Genomic DNA, 7546 nt, shown 5'->3' with positions numbered 1-7546 from the left:
GCTCGGCGCCGCCGGCTTCGCCGCGACGATGATCATGGGGGGCGGCGTGCTCGCCGCCGCTGGCATCGTCTTTGCGACGGGTCTGGGACTGCCGCGCTGGGTGCTCAACTTTCTCAAAGGCCGGCGCGAGAAAGCCTTCCTGCGCTCGCTGCCGGATGCCGTCGATGTCATCGTGCGCGGCATCAAGGCTGGTCTGCAGTTGTTTGACTCGATCAAGGTCGTCGCGGCCGACGCCAACGAACCGTTGAAGAGTGAATTTCTCGCCATCATCGAGACCCAGACGATCGGCATGCCACTCGGCGAGGCCTGCGCGCGGCTTTATGAACGCATGCCGGTGCCCGAGGCGAATTTCTTCGGCATCGTGGTCGCGATCCAGCAAAAATCGGGCGGCAATCTTTCGGAAGCGCTCGGCAACCTGTCCAAGGTGCTGCGCGACCGCAAGAAGATGGCTGAGAAGATTCAAGCAATGTCGATGGAAGCCAAGGCCTCGGCCGGCATTATCGGATCATTGCCGCCGATCGTCATGCTGCTCGTCTACCTCAGCACCCCCGACTATATTTCGCTGCTGTGGACCCATCCGACCGGCCGCCTGATGCTGGCGGGCAGCGCGATATGGATGTCGTGCGGCATCTTTGTCATGAAGAAAATGATCAACTTCAACTTCTGATGGTGCGACATGTTTGAGCTGCTCATCGCCAAAATTCACGACGTCAAATTCCTGACCATGCTGATGGCGGCGATCGCGGTCGCGGCGACAGCCTACAGCCTGCTGACGCCGCTACTGGCCAGCGACGGCCTTGCCAAGCGCATGAAGGCGGTCGCCAGCGAACGCGAACGCATCCGCGCACGCGAGCGCAGCCGGGTGATCAAGAATGACCGCGTCTCGCTGCGGCAATCGCCGAAACAGATCGTCTCGAAGGTCGTCACCGATCTCAACCTCGGCAAATGGCTAGCCCAGGAAGCCGCGCTCGACAAGCTGGTAATGGCCGGCTATCGCGGCCAGGCGCCATATGTCACGTTTCTGTTCTTCCGCGCGGTGACTCCGATCGTTTTCCTGATCTTGTCGGTACTCTACGTGTTCGTGATCGCGCATATGGAGCAATCCACGCCGGTCAAGATCGGCATGTGTCTCGGCGCCACCTGGCTCGGCATGCAGGCGCCGATGATCTTTCTGAAGAATGCGATCAGCAAGCGACAGATGTCGATCAAGCGCGCCTTCCCCGATGCGCTGGATCTGCTGTTGATCTGCATCGAGTCCGGCATGTCGATCGAAGTGGCGTTTCGCCGGGTATCCGTCGAAATCGGCTCGCAGTCGATCGAACTGGCCGAGGAGTTCACGCTGACGACCGCCGAACTGTCCTATCTGCAGGACCGCAAAGTGGCTTATGAAAACCTTGCCAAGCGCACCGGTCTGGAGGGCGTCAAATCGGTATGTCTCGCTTTGCAGCAGTCGGAGCGCTACGGCACGCCGCTGGGGCAGAGCCTGCGCGTGATGGCGCAGGAAAATCGCGACATGCGCATGAGCGAAGCCGAGAAGAAAGCGGCGGCGCTGCCGCCGAAGCTGACGGTGCCGATGATCCTGTTCTTCCTGCCGGTGCTGTTCGTGGTCATCCTCGGTCCCACCGGCATCAAGGTCGCCTCGATGCAGTGAGCGATCTTCGCCCTGCGCTGGTGGCAGGGCGAAAGGGCGCGGCGAGGAGCCCGATTAGGTTCGGCCGCGGACGTCGCCGGCTTGCGCGCCGAGTTGTGGTCCGGTTTTGCTTGCTAGCATCTGCTTCAGATAGGCGACGTTGGCGGCCGCCTCGTCGGGCGGAAGGTCGGCCTTGACGATCGACTCGGCTTCACTGAACCTTCCCTGCAAGCCAACCACCAGCCCGAGATTTTGCCGCACGCGCGGATCGGCACGGCCGCCCGCATAGGCCTGCCGCAAATGGGCTTCCGCCTTTGGCAGATCCTTCGACAGCATGTAGGACAGGCCCAGATTGGAGAGCACCGACGGCTCATCCGGTCGAATCTTCAGCGCGCTGGCGTAATAACCCCGCGCTTCATCATGTCGGTTCATCTGGTCCAGCACGGCGCCCTGCACCGACAGGATGCGCCAGTCCGGGTTGGCCGGGGTGTGCGCGCGACCGAGCACGTCGAACGCCTTTTGCAGATTTCCGTTATCGGCAAGCGCCCGGCCATAGGCGGCGAGCAGGGTCTTGTTGCCTGGATTATTGAGGGAAGCCTGTTCGAATACGGCGACGGCCTGCGAGCGCTGGCCGTTGGCGCGCAGCGCCTGCCCATAGCGCAACGCCGCATCAGCATCCCGGGGATTGGCACGGAACCGGTCGCCATCGACGTCGGAGGCGCGCGTCGGGTCGGCGGCCGGCGCAGGCTCGGCCTTCGCGCCGAGCGAACCGGTGACATCGGACATGCCCGCGGTCTTGCAGCCCGAAAGGCCTGCGGCCAGGAGTGCCGTTACCGCCGCTGTCGTGAAAAGCCGGGCAAGACAAGAGGGCTGACGCATGGCACGTTGACTCGAAATGGGGCGAACGGACACGCCGGATGCCCTGAGAAATAGAACGTTAACCCTAATGGCTGGTTAATCGGCCAGCCCTGCGCCATACCCTGCATGCCTACTGTCCTTCGCGAGACCGCCCCATGCCTTCCGTTTTCGAGACCACTTCGGCAACGCCAGCCATTCCGATCAGCTTTGTGACCGGCACCTCCTGGCCCGGCCTTCGTGCTGAACTCCCCGCGATGGCGCAGGCATTTGCCATCGCGAACGGATTTACCGCCAAGCCGGGCGCATGCCTGACCCTGCCGGCCGCCGATGGCAGCATTGCCCATGTCATTTTCGGCCTTGAGGACGGCAGCGCGAAATCCCGCGACCTGTTCCGGCCTGGCGTTCTGCCCGGAGTGCTGCCGGCGGGCCTGTATCGTTTCGCCAATGCGCCGCACGACACGCGCCTCGCCGTGCTGGCCTTCGCACTCGGCGGCTATCGCTTCGGGCGATACCGCAACAACGAGGCACCGAATGTCCGGTTGGTGTCGCCCGACGGAATCGACATGGCCGACATCGAGCGGATGGCGGAGGCTACTACGCTGGCGCGCGACCTGATCAACACGCCGTCAAACGACATGGGGCCGGAGGAGTTGGCGGAGGCCGCGCGCGACCTTGCCGCCCGGTTTGGCGCGTCCTTCGACTGCATCATCGGCGATGATCTGCTGCGACAGAATTTTCCGTTGATCCACGCCGTCGGCATGGCCTCGCCGCGCGCGCCGCGGCTGATCGATTTTACCTGGGGCGATCCTTCGCATCCCAAGGTGACGCTGGTCGGCAAGGGCGTGTGTTTCGACACCGGCGGGCTCGACCTGAAACCCTCCTCCGGCATGCTGATCATGAAGAAGGACATGGGCGGCGCCGCCAATGTCCTGGCGCTGGCGTTGATGGTGATGGATGCCGGGCTGAAGGTCAGGCTGCGGGTGCTGATTCCGGCGGTGGAGAACGCGGTGGCTGGAAACGCCTTCCGCCCGCTCGATATCTTCAAGTCGCGCAAGGGACCGACGGTGGAGATCGGCAATACCGACGCCGAGGGCCGGCTGGTTCTGGCCGACGCGCTGGCCTATGCCGACGAAGAAACCCCCGACCTGCTGATCGATCTCGGCACCCTCACTGGCGCCGCGCGCGTCGCCCTCGGGCCGGACCTGCCGCCCTATTACACCAATGACGAGGCGCTGGCGCTGGATGTGGCTCGCGCCTCTGCGGCACAGAACGATCCGCTGTGGCGGTTGCCGCTGTGGGCGCCCTATGACGCCTGGCTGGATTCCAAGGTGGCCAACATCAACAACGCGCCGTCCGGCGGTTTTGCCGGCTCGATCACCTGCGCGCTGTTCCTGCAACGCTTCGTCGAGCATGCGAAGAACTGGCTACATGTGGATATCTATGGCTGGACCCCGTCCGCCAGGCCGGCGCGGCCGGAAGGCGGCGAATGCCAGGCCGCGCGGGCGATCTATCTGCTGTTGAGCGAACGCTATGCATGATCCACGGCTGACGCCGGCGCGACCCGATCTCGCCGCAAGCAATCTTCAAGGCACGATCGATGCCGCGCGCTTCGTGGCCGGCGAGCAGTTCGAGGTGATGGACGGCATCGCGCCGATGCGCCACGAGCCGTTCTCGGGCGCGGCGCTGGACACTCAGGCGCTGAAGGGCGAACGCTTTACGGTCTACGACCGCAACGACGACGGATGGGCCTGGGGCCAGTTGAGCGGCGACGGCTATGTCGGCTGGCTGCCGGATCTGGCGCTGTATCGCCCCGGCCCGGCCGCGACCCACAAGGTGACCGCGCTGCGGACCTTCGCGTTTCCCGGTCCCTCGATCAAACTGCCGCCGGTCGATACCTTGCCGATGGGAGCCCGGATCGCCGTGGTGAAGTTTCACGAAAGCTTTGCGGTGACCAGCGAAGGCCATTGTATCCCGAAGTCGCATCTCGCCGAGATCGACGCGATGGAGACTGACTTCGTCGCCGTAGCCGAACGCTTTGTCGGCACGCCCTATCTGTGGGGCGGCAAGAGCAGCCTCGGCATCGACTGTTCCGGCCTGGTGCAGGTCGCGCTGACCGCGTCCGGCACCGGCTGCCCGCGCGACAGCGACATGCAGGCGGCCGGCTTGGGGCGGGCGCTGTTGGACGAAGAGATGAAAACGTTAAGGCGCGGCGATCTGATTTTCTGGAAGGGTCATGTCGCGATCGTGCGCGATGCAGCCACCATCGTTCATGCCAATGCGCATCACATGGCGACGCAAATCGAGAACACCCAAGATGCCATTGCACGGATCGCCAGTGCCGGCAGTCCGGTGACCAGCGTCAGACGACTGGCCTGACCGCGTCAGTGCGAGCAGCGAAGCGACGCAGCAATCCAGAGTGCCACAAGGAAAGTCTGGATTGCTTCGTCGAAGGGGCTCCTCGCAATGACGGTTATATCGGCCTCGCCCGGTCATAATATTCCTGCAAGCGGTCACGGTGCAGCGCCAGCCATTGCAGGGCGCTGACGAACAATCCGTTGGCGATGCCGCCCTGGTCGAGCGCGGCGATGGCGTCGTCGATCGACACCACGAATGGCCTGGTGTCCTCGGTCTCGCCGACAAGTCCCCCGCGGACCAGGGCCTTGGTTGAATCGACAAAGCCTAGAAAGAAAGTGACGTACTCGTCGGTAAAGCCCGGCGTCGGCAGCACGCTGTAGAGTTCGATCAGGCGCTCCGGCGCAACACCGATTTCCTCGCGGCATTCGCGAGACGCAGCAGCCAGCGCGGTCTCCTCGCCATCGACGCGGCCGGCAACGATCTCCACCAATTCGCCGCGCCCGGTCGCCAGATGCGCCGGCAGCCGGAACTGGTGCAGCAGCACAATCTCGCCCCGTCGGATATCGATCGGCAGCACCGCGGCGACATGGCTGGCGCGCAGCACATCCCGGGTCTGCTTCAGCGGCTCGTCGCCGTCACGGCTGATCGCAAGCTCGTAGCGCTCATAGGTCATGAAGCCGCGCCCGATCACGGTCGGCGCCGACAATTTTACCTCCGCAGCACGATCCGCAACCGCCGCTTTCCTTCTGTCCCGATCGGTCATGAGGCGATGGCGCCGTCGGGCGCGGTCTCCAGGCGGAACGCCGCCGCGAACAGCGCGCGGGTGTAATCGCTCTTCGGATTCTTGAACAACTCCGAGGCCGGGCCTTCCTCCACCACCTTGCCGTGACGCATCACGATCAGATGGCTGGCCAATGAGGCCACGACGCGCAGGTCGTGCGAGATGAACATGTAAGTGAGGTCGCGCTTGCGCTGCAACTCGCGCAGCAGATCGACCATCTGCGCCTGGAACAGCATGTCGAGCGCGCTGGTCGGTTCGTCCAGCACCACGAAGCTCGGCTCCAGCACCGCGGCGCGCGCGATACTGATGCGCTGGCGCTGGCCGCCGGAAAATTCGTGCGGGTAACGAAACCGCGTCTTGGGGTCGAGGCCGACATCGACCAGCGCCCTGACGACCCGCGCCTCGCGCTCTTCTTCCGACCATTGTGGCTGATGCACGCTGAGGCCTTCGGCGATGATGTCGCCGACCGACATGCGCGGGCTGAGCGCGCCGAACGGATCCTGGAACACGATCTGCATGTCGCGACGGATCGGCCGCATCGCCTTGAACTGCAGGCCCTGAATATCCTTGCCGAGGAACACGATCGGCCCCTGCGACGAGATCAGCCGCAGCAGCGCCAGTCCCAGCGTCGTCTTGCCGGAACCGGACTCGCCGACCACGCCGAGCGTCTCGCCCTTGCGCACGGCCAGCGTGACGCCGTCGACCGCCTTGATATGACCAACCGTCTTGCGCAGCAGGCCACGCTTGATCGGAAACCATACTTTCAGATCATCGGTCGACATCACCACTGGTTGATCCGGCCGCGGCGGCGCCGGATCGGGCTTCGGCTCTGCCGCCAGCAGCGCGCGGGTATAGGCATGTCGCGGCGAGGTGAAGACCTGTTCGACCGGTCCCTGCTCGACAATCTTGCCATTGTTCATGACGCAGACGACGTCGGCGATGCGGCGGACGATGCCGAGATCATGGGTAATGAACAGCAGGCTCATGCCGAGCCGGGCCCGGATGTCGGCCAGCAGCGCCAGAATCTGCGCCTGTACGGTGACGTCCAGCGCCGTGGTCGGCTCGTCCGCGATCAGCAAATCCGGCTCGTTGGCCAATGCCATCGCGATCATGACGCGCTGGCGCTGACCGCCAGACAATTGGTGCGGATAGGAGGCCAGCCGCGTTTCCGGCTCAGGGATGCCGACCTGCGTCAGTAATTCCAGGATTCGCGCCCGCGCCTTGGTGCCGCGCATGCCATTGTGCAGTTGCAGGATTTCGCCGATCTGCGCCCCGATGGTGTGCAGCGGGTTGAGCGAGGTCATCGGCTCCTGAAAAATGATCGAAATGTCGTTGCCGCGGATGCCGCGTATTTCCTGCTCCGACATGCCGAGCAATTCGTGGCCCTTGAAGCGGATATGGCCGGAGGGATGCGACGCCGTCGGATAGGGCAACAGCCGCAGGATCGACAACGCGCTGACCGACTTGCCGGAGCCAGACTCGCCAACGAGCGCTACGCACTCGCCGCGCCTGATCTCGAACGAGACATGATCGACGGCGATCGAGGTGCCGCTGCCATGGTGAAACGCCACCGAGAGATCGCGGACATCGAGCAGCGGCTGATTGATGGCGTCCATTAGATGCTTTCAGAGAGTTGGAGCCAATTGGGCTCGCCAGCAATAGCGCCTCCGAGGCGCTCGTCTTGTGTGAGGAAATGATCGCACTTAGCCAAACGTGCGGATGCGACATGGATGGCATCAGCAAGCTTGAGTCTTGATCTTCCCTGAATCTGCGCAGCGAAATTCAAAACGGAACGATCAATGGGAAGCATTTCCACGCTGCTAGCTTCAAACAGCTCCCGATATCTTTCGATAAGAACAGCGCCATCTAAAGCAATCGACTTCGCCAAAGCCTCAGCTATCGTGAGCTCTGATGTCACGGCG

The 7546-nt window shown here is 63.6% G+C and carries 8 protein-coding genes; 4 read left to right on the top strand and 4 right to left on the bottom strand.

What is annotated here, in order from left to right; translation table 11 throughout:
* Both Q0S16_RS02520 and Q0S16_RS02515 read left to right on the top strand, forming a co-directional pair.
* The coding region (locus tag Q0S16_RS02520) for a type II secretion system F family protein (RefSeq protein WP_295844662.1) at positions 1 to 667 on the top strand (667 nt) is incomplete at its 5' end.
* 9 nt (positions 668 to 676) lie between these two features.
* Complete coding sequence (locus tag Q0S16_RS02515; protein WP_295844659.1) at positions 677 to 1651, top strand: type II secretion system F family protein; 975 nt, start codon at positions 677 to 679, stop codon at positions 1649 to 1651.
* A gap of 54 nt (positions 1652 to 1705) precedes the next feature.
* Here the strand turns inward: Q0S16_RS02515 and Q0S16_RS02510 are convergent, their stop codons facing one another.
* The gene (locus Q0S16_RS02510; protein ID WP_295844657.1) at positions 1706 to 2509 is read right to left on the bottom strand and encodes a tetratricopeptide repeat protein; all 804 of its coding nucleotides are present in this window, start codon (positions 2507 to 2509) and stop codon (positions 1706 to 1708) included.
* Positions 2510 to 2643: 134 nt separating this feature from the next.
* Here Q0S16_RS02510 and Q0S16_RS02505 point away from each other — a divergent pair, with 134 nt between their 5' ends.
* Positions 2644 to 4026 carry a leucyl aminopeptidase family protein gene (locus Q0S16_RS02505; RefSeq protein ID WP_295844656.1) on the top strand — a complete coding sequence of 461 codons (1383 nt, stop codon included), beginning with the start codon at positions 2644 to 2646 and terminating at the stop codon, positions 4024 to 4026.
* The gene (locus tag Q0S16_RS02500) at positions 4019 to 4864 is read left to right on the top strand and encodes an NlpC/P60 family protein (RefSeq protein ID WP_295844653.1); all 846 of its coding nucleotides are present in this window, start codon (positions 4019 to 4021) and stop codon (positions 4862 to 4864) included. The genes Q0S16_RS02505 and Q0S16_RS02500 overlap by 8 nt, the downstream gene beginning before the upstream one ends.
* A gap of 94 nt (positions 4865 to 4958) precedes the next feature.
* Here Q0S16_RS02500 and Q0S16_RS02495 read toward each other — a convergent pair whose 3' ends face one another.
* From Q0S16_RS02495 to Q0S16_RS02485, 3 genes are all read right to left on the bottom strand, one after another.
* Positions 4959 to 5549 carry an NUDIX hydrolase gene (locus tag Q0S16_RS02495; protein WP_294940510.1) on the bottom strand — a complete coding sequence of 197 codons (591 nt, stop codon included), beginning with the start codon at positions 5547 to 5549 and terminating at the stop codon, positions 4959 to 4961.
* A gap of 53 nt (positions 5550 to 5602) precedes the next feature.
* Positions 5603 to 7240 carry an ABC transporter ATP-binding protein gene (locus Q0S16_RS02490; RefSeq protein ID WP_295844651.1) on the bottom strand — a complete coding sequence of 546 codons (1638 nt, stop codon included), beginning with the start codon at positions 7238 to 7240 and terminating at the stop codon, positions 5603 to 5605.
* Positions 7240 to 7546: PIN domain-containing protein (locus tag Q0S16_RS02485; RefSeq protein WP_295844650.1), on the bottom strand; the 307-nt coding region annotated here is incomplete at its 5' end. The genes Q0S16_RS02485 and Q0S16_RS02490, both read right to left, overlap by 1 nt.

The organism is Tardiphaga sp. (assembly GCF_025356345.1).
In the GTDB taxonomy this organism is placed as follows: Bacteria; Pseudomonadota; Alphaproteobacteria; order Rhizobiales; family Xanthobacteraceae; genus Tardiphaga.
Note: the sequence above shows the minus strand (reverse complement) of the source record. Positions and strands in the feature narration are given on the sequence as shown.